Origin of the sequence: Microbacterium suaedae, assembly GCF_003254645.1 — a bacterium.
Taxonomy (GTDB): domain Bacteria; phylum Actinomycetota; class Actinomycetes; order Actinomycetales; family Microbacteriaceae; genus Microbacterium; species Microbacterium suaedae.
The window spans coordinates 632,907-650,062 of record NZ_PNFD01000001.1 but is presented as its reverse complement, the minus strand read 5'-3'; the positions used below and the strand labels follow the sequence as shown (position 1 = coordinate 650,062).

17 protein-coding genes and 1 tRNA gene are annotated in these 17,156 nt (G+C 68.7%); 12 read left to right on the top strand and 6 right to left on the bottom strand.

Translation table 11 applies throughout. The features are described 5' to 3' along the window. Position 1: 1 nt before the first annotated feature. On the top strand, positions 2–1,027 hold the full coding sequence (locus tag C0012_RS02930) for an ABC transporter ATP-binding protein (protein WP_110588276.1): 1,026 nt from the start codon (positions 2–4) through the stop codon (positions 1,025–1,027). Next, the gene (locus tag C0012_RS02925) at positions 1,024–2,472 is read left to right on the top strand and encodes an inositol monophosphatase family protein (RefSeq protein WP_110588277.1); all 1,449 of its coding nucleotides are present in this window, start codon (positions 1,024–1,026) and stop codon (positions 2,470–2,472) included. The genes C0012_RS02930 and C0012_RS02925 overlap by 4 nt, the downstream gene beginning before the upstream one ends. A gap of 15 nt (positions 2,473–2,487) precedes the next feature. Here C0012_RS02925 and C0012_RS02920 read toward each other — a convergent pair whose 3' ends face one another. The 3 genes from C0012_RS02920 to C0012_RS02910 are packed head-to-tail and all read right to left on the bottom strand — an operon-like array spanning position 2,488 to position 6,110. Continuing rightward, positions 2,488–4,128, bottom strand: coding sequence for a DNA repair helicase XPB (locus tag C0012_RS02920; RefSeq protein ID WP_110588278.1), 1,641 nt, complete (start codon positions 4,126–4,128; stop codon positions 2,488–2,490). A 27-nt stretch (positions 4,129–4,155) separates the two neighbouring features. Continuing rightward, a complete protein-coding gene (locus C0012_RS02915) occupies positions 4,156–5,823 on the bottom strand; it encodes a helicase-associated domain-containing protein (RefSeq protein WP_232527753.1) in 1,668 nt (555 codons plus the stop codon). A gap of 26 nt (positions 5,824–5,849) precedes the next feature. After that, positions 5,850–6,110: a multidrug ABC transporter ATPase gene (locus C0012_RS02910; protein WP_110588280.1), complete on the bottom strand. Its 261-nt coding sequence runs from the start codon at positions 6,108–6,110 to the stop codon at positions 5,850–5,852. A 108-nt stretch (positions 6,111–6,218) separates the two neighbouring features. Here C0012_RS02910 and C0012_RS02905 point away from each other — a divergent pair, with 108 nt between their 5' ends. The 8 genes from C0012_RS02905 (at position 6,219) to C0012_RS02870 (ending at position 11,547) form a co-directional block, all read left to right on the top strand. Further along, positions 6,219–6,599 carry a cold-shock protein gene (locus tag C0012_RS02905; RefSeq protein ID WP_110588281.1) on the top strand — a complete coding sequence of 127 codons (381 nt, stop codon included), beginning with the start codon at positions 6,219–6,221 and terminating at the stop codon, positions 6,597–6,599. Next, positions 6,583–7,059, top strand: a complete 477-nt coding sequence (locus tag C0012_RS02900; protein ID WP_110588282.1) for a DUF3027 domain-containing protein — start codon at positions 6,583–6,585, stop codon at positions 7,057–7,059. The genes C0012_RS02905 and C0012_RS02900 overlap by 17 nt, the downstream gene beginning before the upstream one ends. 31 nt (positions 7,060–7,090) lie before the next feature. Further along, positions 7,091–8,200, top strand: coding sequence for a phosphoserine transaminase (gene serC / locus C0012_RS02895; RefSeq protein WP_110588283.1), 1,110 nt, complete (start codon positions 7,091–7,093; stop codon positions 8,198–8,200). 83 nt (positions 8,201–8,283) lie between these two features. Further along, positions 8,284–9,003: an iron dependent repressor, metal binding and dimerization domain protein gene (locus C0012_RS02890; RefSeq protein WP_110588284.1), complete on the top strand. Its 720-nt coding sequence runs from the start codon at positions 8,284–8,286 to the stop codon at positions 9,001–9,003. Positions 9,004–9,422: 419 nt separating this feature from the next. Then, complete coding sequence (locus C0012_RS02885; protein ID WP_110588285.1) at positions 9,423–10,139, top strand: M23 family metallopeptidase; 717 nt, start codon at positions 9,423–9,425, stop codon at positions 10,137–10,139. A gap of 368 nt (positions 10,140–10,507) precedes the next feature. Next, positions 10,508–11,005, top strand: coding sequence for an HNH endonuclease (locus tag C0012_RS02880; protein WP_110588286.1), 498 nt, complete (start codon positions 10,508–10,510; stop codon positions 11,003–11,005). A gap of 64 nt (positions 11,006–11,069) precedes the next feature. After that, positions 11,070–11,417, top strand: a complete 348-nt coding sequence (locus tag C0012_RS02875; RefSeq protein ID WP_110588287.1) for a histone-like nucleoid-structuring protein Lsr2 — start codon at positions 11,070–11,072, stop codon at positions 11,415–11,417. Positions 11,418–11,471: 54 nt separating this feature from the next. Then, a tRNA-Arg gene (locus tag C0012_RS02870) sits at positions 11,472–11,547 on the top strand. A gap of 22 nt (positions 11,548–11,569) precedes the next feature. Here C0012_RS02870 and C0012_RS02865 read toward each other — a convergent pair. Continuing rightward, positions 11,570–12,196: a DNA-3-methyladenine glycosylase I gene (locus C0012_RS02865; RefSeq protein ID WP_408631125.1), complete on the bottom strand. Its 627-nt coding sequence runs from the start codon at positions 12,194–12,196 to the stop codon at positions 11,570–11,572. Positions 12,197–12,378: 182 nt separating this feature from the next. Between C0012_RS02865 and C0012_RS02855 the strand changes: the two genes are divergently transcribed. Continuing rightward, complete coding sequence (locus tag C0012_RS02855) at positions 12,379–16,077, top strand: AAA family ATPase (protein WP_232527752.1); 3,699 nt, start codon at positions 12,379–12,381, stop codon at positions 16,075–16,077. Between the two features lie 4 nt (positions 16,078–16,081). Next, positions 16,082–16,276 (top strand): hypothetical protein, encoded by a 195-nt coding sequence (locus C0012_RS02850; protein WP_110588290.1) that lies wholly within the window; start codon positions 16,082–16,084, stop codon positions 16,274–16,276. A 117-nt stretch (positions 16,277–16,393) separates the two neighbouring features. Here C0012_RS02850 and mscL read toward each other — a convergent pair whose 3' ends face one another. Together mscL and C0012_RS02840 are read right to left on the bottom strand one after the other, a co-directional pair. After that, on the bottom strand, positions 16,394–16,783 hold the full coding sequence (mscL, locus tag C0012_RS02845; RefSeq protein ID WP_110588291.1) for a large conductance mechanosensitive channel protein MscL: 390 nt from the start codon (positions 16,781–16,783) through the stop codon (positions 16,394–16,396). Between the two features lie 53 nt (positions 16,784–16,836). After that, on the bottom strand, positions 16,837–17,127 hold the full coding sequence (locus C0012_RS02840) for an FmdB family zinc ribbon protein (protein WP_110588292.1): 291 nt from the start codon (positions 17,125–17,127) through the stop codon (positions 16,837–16,839). Positions 17,128–17,156 lie beyond the last annotated feature (29 nt).

The window sequence follows — 17,156 nt, the reverse complement described above, 5'->3', positions numbered from 1 at the left end:
CATGACAGACTCGACCGCCCCCGGCTTGCGACTCGCCGGATTGACGAAGGTCCTCGGCGGACGGACGATCGTCGACGACCTCTCGCTCTCGATCGCGCCGGGAGAGCTCGTCTCTCTCCTCGGCCCATCGGGGTGCGGCAAGACGACGACGCTGCGCATGATCGCCGGGTTCCTCGCCCCCGAGAGCGGAAGCGTCGAGGTCGCGGGACGCGACGTCACGCCGCTCGGCCCGGAGCGGCGGCCGAGCGCCATGGTGTTCCAGAACTATGCGCTGTGGCCGCATATGACGGTCGCCAAGAACGTCGCGTACCCGCTGCGGGTCGCGCGGAGACCGCGCCGTGAGATCGCCGAACGCGTCGCCGAGGTGCTCGAACTCGTCGGCCTCTCGCATCATGCCGAGAGCCGCCCGGCTCGGATCTCGGGCGGAGAGCAGCAGCGGGCGTCGCTCGCGCGTGCGCTCGTGCAGCGACCGCAGCTGCTTCTCCTCGACGAGCCCCTGTCGAACCTCGATGCGAAGCTGCGCGTGCGCGTGCGAGAGGAGATCCGCGATATCCAGCAGCGGCTCGGCATCACGACCGTGCTCGTCACGCACGACCAGGACGAGGCGATGGCGGTGTCGGATCGTGTCGCGGTCATGAACCACGGGAGGATCGAGCAGGTCTCGACTCCCGGTGAGCTGTATCGCGCCCCGGCGACCGGTTTCGTTGCGGGATTCGTCGGCGCGAGCAACCGGATCGCGACGCTCGACCTCGGAGACGGGGCGGACGGCGTGGAGTATGTCGTTCGGCCGGAGGACATCGCCTTCGCGGCGGACGGAATTCCGGCTCGGGTGACGCGAGTGCTGCCGCACGGCCACTTCGCCGAGGTCGCCGTGTCGGTGCGCGGACACGAGCTGCGTGCCTACCTCAGCGGATCAGCCCCCGCGGTGGGAGACGAGGTGCGGATCCGCATCGAACGCGCCCTCCGATATGTGGACGGACGGCTCGACGGCGTCCACGGCGCCGCCGTCGAGGAGGTCGCCGCGTGACGGGGCCGCGTCTCGTCGCGCATCGCGGTCGCCACGGCGTCGGCATGGCGAGGGAGAACACGCTGGCCTCGATCCGAGACGCGATCGAGTGGGGCGCGGATGCGGTCGAGATCGACGTCCGGCTCACGTCGGACGCGGCCGTCGTCCTGCTCCACGATCCGACTCTCGAGAGGCTGTGGGGGGATCCGCGGGCGATCGCGGAGGTGAGCCTCGATGAGGTCGGCGAGATCGGAGGCGGCGAACGGCGGATCCCCACCCTCGAAGCCGCGCTGGATGTCGTCCGCGGAACGGGCGCACGCCTCCTCATCGACATGGAGGACGCGGAGTTCGCGCGGCCGGCGGCGCGCATCGTGCGCGCGTGTGCTGCGGAGGAGTTCACGGAGTGGTGCGGGGCGGGGAACGCCATGCACGCGATCCGTGAGACGCTCCCGGACGCCGTGATCCACCAGCCGTGGCATTCGTCCACTCCTCCCACCGCCGAGGATCTGACCGGACTGCGTCCTGCGTTCGTGAACCTGCCTCATCTGCTCGCAGGCCCGGCTCTCGTCGACGCCGTACATGAGCTTGGTGCTCGAGTGTCGTGCTGGACGGTCGACGACGGTGCGCAGGTCGCTCATCTCGGGGAGATCGGCGTCGACTCGATCACGTCGAACGATCTCGATGGCGCGCGAGAGGCGGCGCCGGATGAGACCGGCAGGCGTCTTGCGATCGTCGGCGAGCTCGCCGGTCACGCCGCCGACGCCGTCCGGCGTGCGAGACGTGACGGGGTCGGGGTCGTCGACACGAAGCGCGATCCCGCCGATCACGTGACGGAGGTGGACCGCGCGGTCGAACGCTGGGTGCGGAGCGTCCTCGGCGCGCAGTTTCCCGAGCACGACGTCGTCGGCGAGGAATACGGTGGCGTGGCCGACGGGGCAACGCCCTGCTGGTACCTCGATCCTGTCGACGGGACCGCCAACCTGGCGAACGGGATGCCGTGGACGAGCTTCTCGCTCGCGCTCGTCGAGGAGGGAGAGCCCGTCGTCGGCGCGATCATCGACCCGGTGGAGGGAGAACCCATCGTCGCCGCCCGCGGGCGCGGGGTGTGGCGCGCGGGGGAGCCGGTCGTTGCGCCGACTCATCAGGGCGACCCCCTCACGGGGCGCATGGTCGCGACGGAACTCGCTGGCGCCGTGCCGTGGGAGGGATTCGTCCCGCTGCTCGAGCGGCTCGCAGAGAAGCACTGCACGCTCCGGGTGATGGGCTCGGGCACGGCGACGCTCGCGGGCCCCGCCCTCGGGCGAGGAATCGCGGCGCTCGTCCATCGATACAGTGCCATCGACCATGCCGCGAGCTTCGTCATCGCGCGCGAATCGGGGGGTGTCGCTCGCGTGCTGCCCTCGGGGATCGCGCTGACGGGCGCAAACGAGGAGGTGGCGTCTCGTCTCGAGGCCCTGCTGGAGTGACGACGGACGTGCCGATCAGGCGGCGATGTCCTGCGTGTCGAGGATCGTGTAGCTGTAGCCCTGCTCGGCGAGGAAGCGCTGCCGGTTCTGGGCGAACTCCTGGTCGACCGTGTCGCGGGCGATGAGCGTGTAGAAGCTGGCCGTGTGGTCGCTCTCCTTGGGGCGCAGGAGGCGGCCGAGGCGCTGCGCCTCCTCCTGGCGCGAGCCGAAGGATCCCGAGACCTGGATCGCGACCGATGCCTCCGGCAGATCGACGGAGAAGTTCGCGACCTTCGAGACGACGAGGAGATTCAGGGATCCGTCGCGGAATGCCTGGAAGAGTCTCTCGCGCTCGTCGACGGGCGTGGACCCCGTGATCTGCGGAGCATCGAGCGCGTCCGAGAGCTCTTCGAGCTGATCAAGATACTGGCCGATCACGAGGATCTGCTCGCCGGGGTGCCGCGCGACGATGTCTCGCACGGCGTCGATCTTCGCAGGGGCCGTCGCCGCGAGACGGTAGCGCTGATCGTCGGCTGCGGCCGCGTACTCGAGGCGCTCGGACGCGGGCAGGTCGACGCGCACCTCGTAGCACGCGGCGGGAGAGATGTACCCCTGCTGCTCGATCTCCTTCCACGGAGCGTCGAACCTCTTGGGGCCGATGAGGCTGAACACATCGCCCTCGCGGCCGTCCTCGCGCACGAGTGTGGCCGTGAGGCCGAGGCGTCGCCTGGCCTGCAGATCGGCCGTCAGCTTGAACACGGGTGCCGGAAGCAGATGCACCTCGTCGTACACGATGAGGCCCCAGTCGAGCGCGTCGAGCACGTCGAGGTGCGCATACTGGCCCTTCCTCTTGGACGTGAGGATCTGATATGTCGCGATCGTGACGGGCTTGATCTCCTTGACCTGACCCGAGTACTCGCCGATCTCGTCTTCCGTGAGTGAGGTGCGCTTCAGCAGTTCATCGCGCCACTGCCGGGCCGACACGGTGTTGGTGACGAGGATGAGTGTCGTCGTCTTCGTCTGCGCCATCGCGCCCGCCCCCACGAGCGTCTTGCCCGCGCCGCACGGCAGCACGACGACGCCGGATCCGTCGTGCGAAAAGGTCTCGACGGCCTGCTGCTGGTACGGACGCAGGTGCCAATCGCTCTCGTCGAGCGCGATCTCGTGCGGGGTGCCGGGCGTGTAGCCGGCGAGGTCCTCGGCGGGCCACCCGATCTTCAGCAGCTCCTGCTTGATCTGACCGCGCGCCCACGCGTCGATGACGAACGTGTCGGGATCCGGGTGCCCGATCAGAAGATTCTGGATCCGCTTGTTGCGGGCCACCTCAGCGATGACCGCGCGGTCGGTCGTCCGCAGGAGAAGCTCTCCGTCGTCTCCGCGCTCGATCGTGAGTCGGCCATATCGATCGACCGTTTCACGCAGATCGGTCGAGACCGAGGGCGGGACGGGAAACCGCGTGTACTTCTCGAGCGTGCCGAGCATGTCGTCGGCCGTATGCCCGGCGGCGCGCGCGTTCCACAGCCCGAGCCGCGTGATGCGGTAGGTGTGGATGTGTTCGGGCGCACGTTCGAGTTCGGCGAACACAGCGAGATCGTGACGTGCGGTCTCGGCATCGGGGTGGGCGACCTCGAGCAGAACCGTGCGGTCACTTTGGACGATCAGCGGGCCATCAGCCATAGCGGTCCAGTTTACGCCGGATCTGCGTCATACGCGCCGCACGCCCGAGATGAGCGAGACGGGGAGGGTGCGCTCGACGTCCGCAGCGGCGTCGCGGCCGCGCAGTCGTCCCCCGCCGAGGCCCGTCGGTTCGAGCGTGAGCTCGCGGACGCCGCCGTCGGGCATGTCCACCGAGACGATGAGCGTCGTGCGCTCCTTGATGGCGCTCTCCAGCTCGCGCTCGAGCCACGCGGCGTCGGCGTCGGATCCCTGCGCGGCACGCAGCCTCTCGAGGAGCTCTGCGTAATCCTGCTGCGGCGAGGGGTCGTCGGCCACGCGATGCCGGTCGGGCGATACGATCGCGCCGTCATCGTCGAGCACAACGGCGGGGTAGCGCGCGTCGGCGAGCGCCCAGTATGCGGTGTCGCGCGGCGCCCGCGTGCGCAGGAGGGCTCCATCGAGGACGAGCCCGAGCGGTCGGAGCGCCTGGTCGACCGACAGCGTGCGGAGCAGGTCGTGGTCCGGGCTCGAGACGATCGTGTGCCCCGTCGAGAGGTCGCGGGAGACGCGGACGAGGCCGTGGCGGTCTGCTGTGCGCTCGATCAGGTAGGCGAGAGGCTGGGGGAGGCCCGTCAGGGACAGTTCGGCGAGGAACGCGTGCAGGCTCTGCGCCGTCTCTCCTGCGCTCAGAGCCTGAGAGAGCGTCGCCTCCGTGAACCGGTAGGTCGACGCCTGCGCGTGGGACTCGCGTGAGGCCATCCGGCGCAGCCGCACATCGAGCGTCGGCACGAGCGGGCCGGGGCTGATCGCCGTGAGGTCGTTCTGCAGATAGACCCGGTCGACCTCGTGCGGCAGCAACGCGACGAGGGGCTCGGGATCGGGAGCCGAACCCTCGCGGGCGGGACGAGCCCATGCCGGCTCAGTAGGAGGATCGCCGTCGGCGACGAGGCCGGCGAGACGGGCGAACTCCAGCCAACCTCGCGCCTTGTCGGGCCAGGCGGTGTCGCGGGGATAGGCGCCGTCCCAGAGTGCCGGGTCGATCCATCCGCCGTCCGCCGACCGCAGCCCAGGCGGGAGAGCGGAGCGGAGAAGATCGGCGAGGGTCGCCCATCGCTCGGGCGTCGACATTCGCACCCATTCGGCGCCCGTGCGGGTGGTGCTGATCCGCCGATCCCGTCCGCGCATCAATCCGGTTGCCGCCGCGAGCCGCACGAGCGCGTCGGCCTCTTCGGCACTCTCGACGACCTGCTGCTCGACGAGCCGGCGACGGTCGGTCTTGCCGAGCGCCCCCGTCCCGATGCGCGCGAGCGGCGTCTGCAGGGCCGCGATCATGATGTCGGCGAGCGAGGTGATGGTCGTGAACGCGCGTTCTGCCGCGTGCCCTGCCGCGACAGGGTCTGCGGGGGCCGGCGTTGAGGTCGGCGTCGGCTGGATCGTGGCCTCTCCGAGCGCCCTCCGCACAGACGGCAGGGCAAGGCCGTCGTCGTCGGTGAGGGCGAGCGTGCGGCGGGGGACGCCGGACGTGAGCGCTGCGAGATCGTCGCGGGGGAGACCGGAGAGAGCAGACGTGACGGCATCTGGATGCAACAGTGTCTCGGCAACGTCGAAGAAGTCGTGCCAGCCGGCGGCGGGATTCGCCGAGGGAGACAGTCGGCGTTCGGCGAACAGCTCCGTCAGCGCGTGATCGTCGGCGGCCGCGAGCCGTTCGGCGATCATCCGTGCGACGGTGCTGTCCGCGGATGTCACTGCCGGTTCGCCCTGCTCCGTCGGACGAAGCTCATGATGAGGAGCGCGAGCAGGAGCAGGAACGAGATGATCGGCCCGATCGTCTGGACGAGGAAGACGGCCGGCCAGACGCCGTCGTACTCTTCGACGCCGTTGACGCCAGCGATGATCACCGCGGCGAAGCAGCCGATCGAGAGGACGAGGATCCCGAGCGACATCGCCGCGAGGATCTTGTCGATGCGCCGCACTGCGGGGGCGTCGTCGGACTTGCTGCTCACACCTCCACACTACGGCACGTCTCGCGAGCCGAGCCCGCGCTAATCTGGAGGTGGGGGAAGCGCGAGCTCCCCTTTTCTCGATCCACGGCAGTTTTCAGCGAGGTCACGATGCCCACCGGCAAGGTCAGGTTCTACGACGAGGAGAAGGGCTTCGGCTTCATCACGTCCGATGACGGTCAGGATGTCTTCCTGCACGCAAGTGCGGTGCCCGCCGACACGGCCGTGCGCAGCGGCATGCGACTCGAGTTCGGTGTCGCGGACGGCCGTCGCGGTCCTTCCGCCCTGTCGGTGCGCGTCCTCGACGCGCCCCGCAAGGCCACGAAGACGCAGCGGAAGAAGCCCGACGACATGGCCGTGATCGTCGAGGACCTCGTGCGGCTTCTCGACGACATCGGCGCGGATCTGCGCCGGGGTCACTATCCCCCGAACTCCCACGCGCGGAAGGTCGCGGCCGTGCTGAGAAAGGTCGCTGATGACATCGACAGCTGACACCGACGAGCGACTGCTCGCCTCGCGAGACCTCGCGCTCGCGGCATTGCGTGAGATCACGCCCGAGGAGACGATCGGCGGGCCCGCGGGTCACACGGTCGTCGACGGGGTCGTCTCGCTGCGTTTCCGCACGACCTTGCTCGGGTATCCGGGCTGGTTCTGGACGGTGTCACTCGCGGCGGTCGAGGGTGAGGATCCGACGGTCCTTGAAGCGGAGCTGCTTCCCGGCGATGACGCGCTTCTCGCACCCGATTGGATCCCGTGGTCCCAGCGGCTCGAGGAGTACAAGGCGCAGCAGGCCGCGGCGAAAGCCGAGGAGGCCGCGCGCGATGAGGACGACGACGAGCTCGACGATGACGTGCACGAAGACGGATCCGCTTTCCTGCACGCGGGAGACGTCGACGGGGTCGACATCGACGAGTTGGACGATGAGTCCGACGACGAGGACGACGAGGACTGAGACGCGCGCGGCGGGGCCATAGGATGGCACCATGACGCTCCAGATCCCCGCCGACCTGCTGCCCGCCGACGGACGATTCGGGTGCGGCCCGTCGAAGGTGCGCGCCGAGCAGATCTCGGCGCTCGCGTCGGCCGGATCCGCGATCCTGGGCACCTCGCACCGCCAGGCCGCGGTCAAGGGGCTCGTCGGCAGCGTGCGCGAGCGCCTCGCGCAACTGTTCCGCGTGCCCGAGGGCTACGAGATCATCCTGGGCAACGGTGGCTCGACCGCCTTCTGGGACGCCGCTGCGTTCGGGCTGGTCGAGAAGCGCAGCCAGAACCTCACGTTCGGTGAGTTCGGCGGGAAGTTCGCGAAGGCAGCCGGTGCGCCGTGGCTCGAGGCGCCCGACGTGCGCCAGGCCGAGCCGGGGACGATCGCGCTCCCGGAGCCGGTCGCGGGCGTCGACGTCTACGCGTGGCCGCACAACGAGACGTCGACGGGCGCTGCCGCACCCGTGACGCGCGTCTCGGGCGATGAGGGGGCGCTGACCGTCATCGACGCGACGAGCGCTGCTGGCGGCATCGACTTCGACGCCTCGCAGGCCGACGTCTACTACTTCGCACCGCAGAAGAACCTCGGCTCGGACGGCGGGCTGTGGCTCGCCGCTGTCTCGCCGGCCGCGATCGAGCGGATCGAGAAGATCGCGGCGTCCGGCCGCTACATCCCCGCGTCGCTCGACCTCAAGACGGCGCTCGACAACTCGCGCAAGAATCAGACCTACAACACGCCGGCGGTTGCGACGCTTCACCTGCTCGACAGCCAGCTCGCATGGATTCTCGAGAACGGCGGGCTCGCGTGGGCCGATGCCCGGACGCGAGAGTCGTCGAGCGTGCTCTACGACTGGGCCGAGGCATCCGCCGTTGCGACGCCTTTCGTGCAGGATCCGGCGCACCGTTCGCCCGTCGTCGCAACCATCGACTTCTCGGACGATGTGGACGCCGCCGCGATCGCGGCGACGCTGCGTGCCAACGGCATCGTCGACACCGAGCCGTACCGCAAGCTCGGCCGCAACCAGCTGCGTATGTCGACGTTCGTGTCGATCGAGCCCGACGACGTGCGCCGCCTCGTGCAGAGCATCGAGTACGTCCTCGAGAACAGCTGACACCTCCCATCCGTCGCTCGGCTCCGTGGGGCGCCGAGGGGATTAGGATTGCCTTACCCCGTTCTGGTGACGAAAGCGCAGCGATGACCGATCTGATCGACACGACCGAGATGTATCTCCGTACCGTCCTCGAGCTCGAAGAAGAGGGGATCGTGCCTCTGCGCGCTCGCATCTCCGAGAGGCTCGGACACTCGGGTCCGACCGTGTCGCAGACGGTCGGGCGCATGGATCGCGATGGACTCATCCGCGTGGGCGACGATCGGCGGCTCGAACTCACGGCCGAGGGGCGTCGCAAGGCGATCGAGGTGATGCGCAAGCACCGTCTCGCGGAGCGCCTGCTCAGTGACGTGATCGGGCTCGACTGGGCCTACGTCCACGAAGAGGCCTGCCGGTGGGAGCATGTGATGAGCGAGCTCGTCGAGCGTCGTCTCGTCGAACTGCTCGGACATCCGGACGAGTCTCCGTACGGAAACCCGATTCCTGGTCTGGGCGAGATCGGCGAGTCGGGGGAGGCCCGCCGGTTCGACGAGGGCGTCGTGTGCGTTGTCAAGAAGCTCGAGGCCGAGGGGGTGCCCGTGACGGGAACCGTGCGCCGTCTCGCCGAGCCGGTTCAGGTCGATCCGGAGCTGCTGCGGCAGCTGCGCGATGCGGGCGTCGTGCCCGGTGCGCGGGGCAACTTCCGCTTCAACGAGGGCTATGTCCTCGCGCAGATGGAGGGCGTCGACGAGGCGCTCGAACTACCCGTGGAGCTGGCTTCCCACGTGTTCCTCGTCGCGGAAGAACCCGCGCCGGCAGAGACGTGAGGAAGATTTTCTCGTCGCCAACGTGACAAAGTCGTTATCTTTCGTTACCGTATGGTGACACCCGGCAACCGAGTCGGGTGCTCCCTGTGGGAATCGCCTCGAGTGGTTCGCTCTTCTCGCAGGGTCACACTGTGCCCCCCAACCCAGTGCTGCGAACCTGCACGGCCCGACGTGCGAGGCGACGGAGGAACCTGATCTTGACAGAGAACGATTCGGCTCGGAACGAGCTCACTCCCACGGATGCCCCGAACCCTGCCGAGCGTCCCCTGAGCAGTCGTCAGGTGGTGGCGGCCGCGCGGAAGGACATGCGCCGCGCAGAGCGCGCCGCACGGCGAACCGCGACCGCACCCGCGCCCCGTCGTCTCCGACCCGCCAGGGCCGCCGGCACTTTGGCGGCTGTGTGTGCCCTGATCGCCGGTGTGGCGATTCCCGCCTACGCGGCGACTCAGCAGGACGAGACCACGAACGCGAGCGTGCGCGACGAGGCTGCGGCCGACGCGCAGCTCTTCGAGGCCGACTCCGATGTGGCGACGGCCGATCTCGCCTCCACGAGCTACGCGGCTCGCACGGCCGAGGAGATCGAGCAGATCGAGGCCGAGCGCGAAGCCCTTGAGCGCGCTCGCGAGGCGAAGCGCCAGGCGGAGGAGGAAGCACGCCTTCAGGCGGAGCAGCAGGCTGCAGCGGGCGCTCCGGCGGCAGTTGCAGAGTCTCCTGCGACTTCCGATGCTCCCGCCGCGCCGGCTGCGCCGGCGACGTCCGGCGGTGCGACGGCACCCCTCCCCGGTGGGTACACGATCGGCCAGAGCCTCGGTTCCGGCCGCGGTCACGAGGGCCTCGACCTGCTGGTCGCGACCGGAACTCCCATCTACGCCGTGCATGGGTGCGTGGTCACCTACGCCGGCTACTCCGGCGCCTACGGCAACCTCGTCACGCTGAACTGCACCGTCAACGGGAACAGCGTCGAGGTGCGCAATGCGCACATGAGTGCGATCAACGTCAGCACGGGCCAGACGGTCTCCGCGGGGCAGCAGATCGGCGCTGTCGGATCCACGGGTCGCTCGACGGCACCGCACCTTCACATCGAGATCCGCGTCAACGGCGGGCTTGTCGACCCCCTGTACTACCTCCCGGTGTGACCCTTCGCTCAGCGCCATCGCCCGCCTCGCTTCCGCGAGGCGGGCGATTCGCGTTTCGGGTGGGGGCGTGCGGAAAGAATTCACCGTCGCGTCGCCGTTCGGGCGTGTCGCATGCGTTACTCTGTTCGCGTCGCCCGCAGACAAAAGTGCGAGAGGAATGGCCATGGACATCTGCCCGAGCATTCGAACCACGGATGCGCTCGGTCGCTATGTCCTCAGGCATCGTGTGCATGCGGGCCACGAGACGATCGTGGCTCACTCACAGGCGCTGTCCGTGCGACAGCGCCTTTTTTCGTCTTCACGTGGCTCCGCGGCGTCATTCGACTGGACCCGGAAGCCATCCGGGAAGTGAAGAAAGGTAGCCGCCCGTGCGTACCCTCGTTCTGAATGCGGGATATGAACCCCTCGCCGTGGTCTCGTTCAAACGAGCCCTCGTGCTCGTCATGAATGACAAGGCGAATGTCATCGAACACGATGAGAATTCGCCTGTCTGGGCCGCGACGGATGCGTACGACAGACCGGCCGTCATCGTTCTGACGAGATATGTGCGCGTGCCGCATGTGCGACGGGTGCCCGTCACTCGTCGCGGAGTGCTGCGACGCGACGCGCACCGCTGTGCGTACTGTGGGCGCAACGCGACGACGATCGATCACGTGCAGCCGCGCTCCCGGGGAGGCGCGGATTCGTGGGAGAACCTTGTCGCCGCCTGCGTGCGATGCAATAACGTCAAAAGCGATCGCACTCCTCAGGAAATGGGGTGGACGCTGAGAATTCGTCCTGAACCGCCTCGAGGGGCGACGTGGGTGGTGCGAGGTTCCGAGCGAGCAGAGCCCTCGTGGGGCCCCTACTTGGAAATGGCGGCGTGACGAAGAACTGCAAAAGAACGTCGATTGATCGAACTCGTCCCGCGAATGCTTTACTGTGGGGGACATGGCACGGAAGATCATTCACCAGCTCGTCGACGATATCGACGGTACAGTTCTCGAGATCGGTCAGGGAGAGAGTGTTCATTTCTCGCTCGACGGCAAGAGCTATGAGATCGACCTCACGGATGAGCACGCGAACGAGATCCGCGAGGCCCTCGCTCCCTTCATCAAGGCGGGACGCCGGGCGACCGGTGGCACGCGAGGAACGCGCGGGCGCAGCACGAGCGGTGCGGCCTCCGCGAAGTACGATCTGGCCGCGGTGCGCGCATGGGCTCGTGAGAACGGGCACGAGGTGAGCGACCGCGGGCGCATCCCCGCCGCCATCCTCGAAGCGTACGACGCCGCACACTGACGCGACACGCCGATAGCGCCCGCCCCAGTAATATGGGGCGGGCGCTTCGTGCACGCCCCCGTAGCTCAGTGGATAGAGCGTCGGTTTCCTAAACCGTGCGTCGCAGGTTCGAGTCCTGTCGGGGGCACCAGAGCGTCGTCGGGATGACTGTCTCAGTTCGTCCAGACGCCGCTCGTGCCGCGGCGATGGCTTCCGATCAGGTGTGTGTCGATGATCCCGATGGCCTCCATCAACGCGAACATCGTCGTGGGGCCGACCCAGCGGAAGCCACGACGCTTGAGCTCCTTCGAGAGAGCGACGGACTCGTCGCTCGTCGACGGAACCTCCGCGGCCGTGACCGGCGCAGGAGTCTCGTCCGGTTGGTAGCTCCACACCAGCTCTGCGAGGTCGGTGCCCTGCTCACGGAGGGCGACGGTCGCCCGCGCGTTATCGATCGTGGCGAGGATCTTCGCGCGATTGCGGATGATCCCTGCGTCGCCGATAAGCCGGTCCACGTCGTCATCCCCGAACTCCGCCACGGCATCGGGGTCGAATCCCGCGAACGCATGTCGGAAGGCGGGACGTTTCGCGAGCACGGTGGCCCAGCTGAGCCCGGATTGGAAAGCCTCGAGGCTGAGCCGTTCGAAGACGCCCTGTTCGTCGCGGACGGGCATGCCCCACTCGGTGTCGTAGTACTCGCGCAGGAGGTCGCTCAGCTCGGCCCAGGTCGGTCGGGTCAGCCCGTCGGCGCCCGTGATGACCCCAGTCGTGGATGTCTCGTCATCGCTCATGCTCCCCATCCTCGCCGCTCTCGTCGTCGAGCGCGGGGCCCGCGGGGAGGGCGTTGTGGAGAGAGCGGCGAGATCCGTCGATGTGTGCACGCTGACCCCGGATGCGCGGGGACCTGAATTCGGGCGCTCAATCGCGGGAACCGCGGCGATCCGACGCAAGAATCGGCGAGGCCGCGCGTAGCCTTGCGCGTGTGTGGCGTATCAAGGGCTCTGCGGCGCTGTCCGGATCGGAGGACGGCGTGAATCCGAGCGATCTCCAGGTGGCCGAGCCCGGCGTGCCGATCGCGCACGTCGCGGATGAAGAGCGCGAGCGGTTGCGCGAGTGCGCCGGGGGACTGGGTGGCGAGTCCGCGCTCCTGCGATACCGGGAGGAGCCGGGATCCTTCGTCGAGATCACGACCGCGCACCCCGGCAGCCTGCCGCAGTTCATCACGGGGCGCTCGACGCTGCTGTCGAACCTGTTCCGCGACGAGGTCGCGCTGCGCGGAGCGCGCCTGGCTGCCGAGCGGATCGCCGCAAAGAACGTCGAGCTGCGCACAGCCCGCGGAATCGACGCCGTACGCCTCGCTGTCGGACTCGCATCCTGGCGCGTCGGGACCGAGCGCTTCACAGCGCCCGTCCTGCTTCGTCCGCTCGGCCTTCGCCGCCACCATGCCGACTTCGAGCTCAAGCTGCGCGGGGGCTTCGTCGTCAATCCCGAACTGCTGCGTGCCGCACGCGACCACTTCGGCATCGAACTCGACGGTGAGGCGCTCGCCTCGCTCGCCTACCAGGATGGCCTGTTCCAGCCGCAGCCCGTCATCGACCGTCTGCGCGCGCTGACGTCGCACGTCGAGACGTTCTCGGTCAAGGCGCGCCTCGTCGTGTCGACGTTCGCCGACGTCGCAGGGCCGATGTCTCGAGATCTCGCCCGCGTCGACCACGTGCTCCTCAACGCGCTCGGCGGACATGAGGACGATCTGCGGGCAGTGCGGGAACCTCGTCCGGTTGCCATGCCCACGGCGCCCGACGACCGCGCACCAGCCTCCGACACTCTGCTTCTCGACGCGGACGCCGAGCAGGAGACAGTCCTCGCCCGGATCATGGCCGGTCAGTCGCTCGCCGTGCACACCCTCCCGGGGACGGGGGGCACGCAGACCGTCATCAACGCCGTCGGAGAGCTCGTCCGCGCGGGCAAGCGCGTGCTCGTCGTGAGCGCTCGCCGCTCGACCCTCGACGGTGTCGCGCACCGGCTCCGAGGGATCCATCTCGACGGACTCGCCGTTTCGCCGACGTCTCTGCGGTCCGATCTCATCCGGGCGATCGGGCGCAACGAGAAGGCTGCCCAGCCCAGCGTTTCGGACGTCGACGATGCGCTCGTGCGGCTGCGTTCGGTGCTCCGCGACTACAGGGACGCGCTCGTGCGCACGCGCGAAGATCTCGGAGTGTCCGTCCTCGACATCACGCGCGAGCTGACGCGGCTCGCGAGCCTCCCGGTTCCGCCGTCATCCACCGCTCGGCTCAGCGCCTCCGCCCTGACGAAGCTCGCGGGAGATCGGAGCGATGCCGCTCGTACACTGGCGCTCGCCGCCCGCCTGGGCGAGTTCCGCGTCGGTCCCGACGACTCGCCCTGGTACGGAGTGAGCTTCGAGACGACGGAAGCTGCGCGCGACGCCCACGCGCTCGCCGGGCGCCTGCACCGCACCGGCGTTCCCGAACTGCTCGAACGCGGCTACGAGCTCATCTCCCAGACGCGCATGCGGCCTTTCGCGACGCTCGACGAGCTCGGCGAGTATCTGCGTCTCCTGCACGGGATTCGCGATTCGCTCGACAGATTCCAGCCGGTGGCGTTCGAGCGCCCCCTGTCCGACATGATCAAGGCGCACGGATCCCGTCGCGATGCCGTCGGTATGTCCGGCGCCCAGCGTCGCCGGCTCAAGCGCCTCTCGCGCGAGCTCGTGCGACCGGGCGTGCACGTCGCTGACATGCATGCCGCGCTCACGCGGATCCAGCATCAGCGCTCCCAGTGGCAGCATCTCGTCGAGAGCGTCAGCGCTCCGGAGATCCCCCTCGGGCTCGCCGATGTGCAGGTCGAATGGCAGCGGATCGAGGACGATCTGGGGAAGCTCGACGAGGCGCTCGGGCGCGGCACGCGGCTCGCGGCCCTCCCCGTCACACGTCTCATCCGCACGCTCGCGGGCCTCGCGGCCGAATCCGATGTGTTCGAGAACATCGTGGAACGCGCCGAACTCCGCGCGACGCTTGACGAGCTCGGCCTGTCGCCCCTTCTCACGGAGCTCTCGGTGCGCCACGTCGACGAGGCGCGTGTCGGGGAGGAGCTCGAGTTCGCGTGGTGGCAGTCGGCCCTCGAACACCTGCTCCGGACCGACACCTCGCTCCTCGGCGCGTCGACGAGCGTCGTCGACCGGCTGGAGAAGGACTTCCGGCTCGTCGACGAGGCCCACGCCGCAGCATCGGGACGTCTGCTTGCGTGGCAGCTCGCGGCGCAGTGGAAGATCGGCATCGTGGACGAGCCCGACGAATCGGATCGGCTGCGACGCGCGCTCATGCGCGGCGATGTGACACCCGCGCAGGTTCATGCGGACGCGCCGCGCCTGTTGCGCACACTCGCCCCGGTGTGGCTCGCGTCGCCGTACGATGTGCCTCAGCTGCCCGACGATGAGCGTTTCGACACCGTCATGCTCGTCGATTCGGCGGCGATCGGACTCGCCGAGGCGGCACCCGCGATCCGTCGGGCATCGCAGATCGTCGCATTCGGCGACCCCGTGACGCAGAAGCCGACGTGCTTCGAGGTCTCGACGGCATCGACGCGAGCGTCCGATGCAGCCGCGGTGCCGGCGGACGCCCGCAGCGCATTCGAGCGCGTTGCGGAGATCCTCCCGGTTGAGACGCTCACGCGCAGCTATCGCGCGGGGGGCGAAGACCTTGCGCATCTCGTCAATGACGCCTTCTATGGCGGTGAGATCCAGTCGCTGCCGTGGGCGGGCTCGTATCTCGGGCGGGGCAGCCTGTCCGTCGACTACGTCGAGGGTGGGAGCGGGGCGCCCGACCCCGTGACGGGCGCGGTCGAGAGCCCCGATGCCGAGGTTGCGCGCGTCGTCACGCTCGTCGTCGAGCATGCGATCAACCGCCCTCGCGAATCGCTCATGGTCGTCACCGCGAGCCGTCGCCACGCCGATCGGGTGCGCGCGGCCGTCACGGCGGCTTTCGCAGGGCGCGGAGACGTCGCCGACTTCGTCTCGCGCGAGACCGCCGAACCGCTCGCTGTGCTCACGCTCGAGGAGTCTGTCGCGGAGAGCCGTGATCGTGTCGTGTTCTCACTCGGATACGGCACGACACGTCACGGCCGCGTGCTGAGTGAGTTGGGCGACCTGTCCGGCGAAGACGGCGAGCGGCTGCTCACCGTCGGAATGACGCGCGCCCGGCGCTCGATGGTCATCGTCACCTGCGTGCGTCCTCCGGACATCGACGACGGACGCTTCTCGCACGGCGCCGCGATGCTCATGGACCTTCTGCGCAGCTACGAGGAGCGCGCGAAGGAGCTCCGTCAGGAGGTCGACGCCGATCCGCTCACCCGCGCTCTGGCGCGCGAGCTGCGTGCGATGGGAGCGGCCGTCGAAGTCGACTATCGCGGCCTCCTGCCCCTTGTCGCGCAGGCGAACGGCAAAGCCGTCGTGGTCGAGTCCGATCCCGAATCGCGTGAAGAGTCGCTGCGTGAGTCGCTTCGGCTGCGCCCGCAGGTGCTGCGCCGCCTCGGCTGGCACTACATCCGGGTGCACGCATTCGACATTTACAGCGAACCGCGAGCCGTCGCGGAGCGCGTCGCCGCCGTCCTCGGAATCCGCGCGGACATCTCCCGTGTCGGCGAAGAGACCGCGCCGCTGGACTGATCCGGTGGGCGACGACAAGCGTCAGCGGGTCGAGCGGGTGCGCGGATCCCGTCGCGCGCGGCTCACACCTGTCGAGGGCACGCTCGGTGACTCCGACGCCGAGGCGACGCTGCGAGACGACGAGCCGGAGCCGCAGGCGACGGGGGAGAAGGGCGCGAACGACGAGCGGCTGAGGCAGGACAAGCCGCCGCACTATTGAGTCGTGCGCGGGGCGCCGAATGCACAACGACGCCAGAATTCGCCGGAGCGGGCCGCGGAAGCGATTTCTGCGGCGTCGACCGTGAGTTCTGGCGTCGTTGTGTCCGGGCGTCCGGGGCTACTTCTTGGCGAGGAGGTCGCGGATCTCCGTCAGCAGCTCTTCCTGCGTCGGGGGGATCTCCTCGGCGGGTGCGCCGGCGGCACGGCGCGCGGCGAGCTTGTTCATCGGCATGACGAGCGCGAGGTAGACGACGAGCGCGATCGCGAGGAAGTTGATGATGGCCTGGATGATGCCGCCGATGCCGAGTTGGGCGGTCGCGAAGATCCCGGGGATCTCGATCACCCACTCGGACAGGTTCCCGGTCGGGACGAAGGCGCCGAGCAACGGGTTCACGATGAACTCGACGAAGGCGGTGACGATCGCGGTGAACGCCGTGCCGATGACGACCGCAACCGCCAGTTCGACGACGCTGCCTCGCATGATGAACTCTTTGAATCCCTGGAACATTTCTGCCTTCCCTCTGGGCGTGGGCCCTCGGACCGAGTTCGCCGTGCGACGGATCAGTCGCTCGACGCCGCGGCGCTCGCCGTCGCGGGTGACGACGTCGCCGAGGTCGATGATGCACTGCCGGAGGAGGAATCCGCGGTGGACGCGCTGGAGGAGGTGTTGTTCGTCGCGCGCGAGTCGGTGCGGTAGAAGCCCGAGCCGTTGAACGTGACGCCGATGGATCCGTACTGCTTGCGCAGGCGACCCTCGCAGGAGGGGCATGTTGTCAGCGAAGCCTCGCTGAACGACTGGACGGCGTCGAAGGCGTGACCGCAGTCGGTGCAGGCGTATGCATATGTGGGCATGAAGGTATGGGCCTCTCCGGTGGGCCGCC

Bases quoted from the DNA above. Each gene is read 5' to 3' on its own strand.
- C0012_RS02930 (WP_110588276.1), top strand. From the start codon at position 2: ATGACAGACTCGACCGCCCCCGGCTTGCGACTCGCCGGATTGACGAAG.
- C0012_RS02920 (WP_110588278.1), bottom strand. From the start codon at position 4,128: ATGGCTGATGGCCCGCTGATCGTCCAAAGTGACCGCACGGTTCTGCTC.
- C0012_RS02915 (WP_232527753.1), bottom strand. From the start codon at position 5,823: ATGATCGCCGAACGGCTCGCGGCCGCCGACGATCACGCGCTGACGGAG.
- C0012_RS02905 (WP_110588281.1), top strand. From the start codon at position 6,219: ATGCCCACCGGCAAGGTCAGGTTCTACGACGAGGAGAAGGGCTTCGGC.
- C0012_RS02900 (WP_110588282.1), top strand. From the start codon at position 6,583: ATGACATCGACAGCTGACACCGACGAGCGACTGCTCGCCTCGCGAGAC.
- serC (WP_110588283.1), top strand. From the start codon at position 7,091: ATGACGCTCCAGATCCCCGCCGACCTGCTGCCCGCCGACGGACGATTC.
- C0012_RS02890 (WP_110588284.1), top strand. From the start codon at position 8,284: ATGACCGATCTGATCGACACGACCGAGATGTATCTCCGTACCGTCCTC.
- C0012_RS02875 (WP_110588287.1), top strand. From the start codon at position 11,070: ATGGCACGGAAGATCATTCACCAGCTCGTCGACGATATCGACGGTACA.
- C0012_RS02865 (WP_408631125.1), bottom strand. From the start codon at position 12,196: ATGGGGAGCATGAGCGATGACGAGACATCCACGACTGGGGTCATCACG.
- mscL (WP_110588291.1), bottom strand. From the start codon at position 16,783: ATGTTCCAGGGATTCAAAGAGTTCATCATGCGAGGCAGCGTCGTCGAA.
- C0012_RS02840 (WP_110588292.1), bottom strand. From the start codon at position 17,127: ATGCCCACATATGCATACGCCTGCACCGACTGCGGTCACGCCTTCGAC.